The following is a 613-nucleotide window of genomic DNA, read 5'->3' as shown; positions in this document are numbered from 1 at the left end:
CGGTGTACGAGTACGGCGGGTTGGTGAAGCTGCCGACCTGGGAGATCTCGGTGGCGGCGCCACCCAGGTCGTTGCCGCGCAGCACCGCGTATCCGTCCACGTCGCTGTCGCGGTTGGTGGTCACCGCCACCTTCGTGTCACGGAACACGTTGTTCTCGACGAGCATCTGCGCGCCCATCCTGGGGTGCACGGCGGTCTCCGCGCCCTGCACGTAGTTGTCGTAGAAGTGCCCGGTCCCGAACCGCAGGCTCGGGATCCGCGAGTACACGTTGGAGAACCAGTTGTGGCTGTAGGTCACCTTCAGGTGGCCGGTGTCCTCGCTCGCGTTGTTGTCGCTGTGTCCGACCAGGCTGCCCTTGAAGTGGTCGGCGAACTTGTTCCAGGACACCGTGACGTTGTCGGACGCGTGGTTGATGTCCAACAGGCCGTCGTAGTAGTCCTTGTCGTGGTCCCGGTCGGCCGAAAGGGTGTTGTGGTCGATCCACACCTTTGTGGACTTCTGGACGGTGATGGCGTCCGCGGGGGCGACCGGCTTGCTGATGTTCAGGTTGCGGATGACGACGTTGGTCTTCTCCTTCAGCCGCAGCCCACCGCCGGTGAACCCGGACGACGA

1 protein-coding gene is annotated in these 613 nt (G+C 64.1%); it reads right to left on the bottom strand.

What is annotated here, in order from left to right; genetic code table 11:
• On the bottom strand, positions 1 to 613 hold a 613-nt coding region (locus B7L92_RS39050), incomplete at both ends, for a pectate lyase family protein (protein WP_143626562.1).

The organism is Streptomyces viridosporus, assembly GCF_002078235.1.
In the GTDB taxonomy this organism is placed as follows: Bacteria; Actinomycetota; Actinomycetes; order Streptomycetales; family Streptomycetaceae; genus Streptomyces; species Streptomyces viridosporus.
Note: the sequence above shows the minus strand (reverse complement) of the source record. Positions and strands in the feature narration are given on the sequence as shown.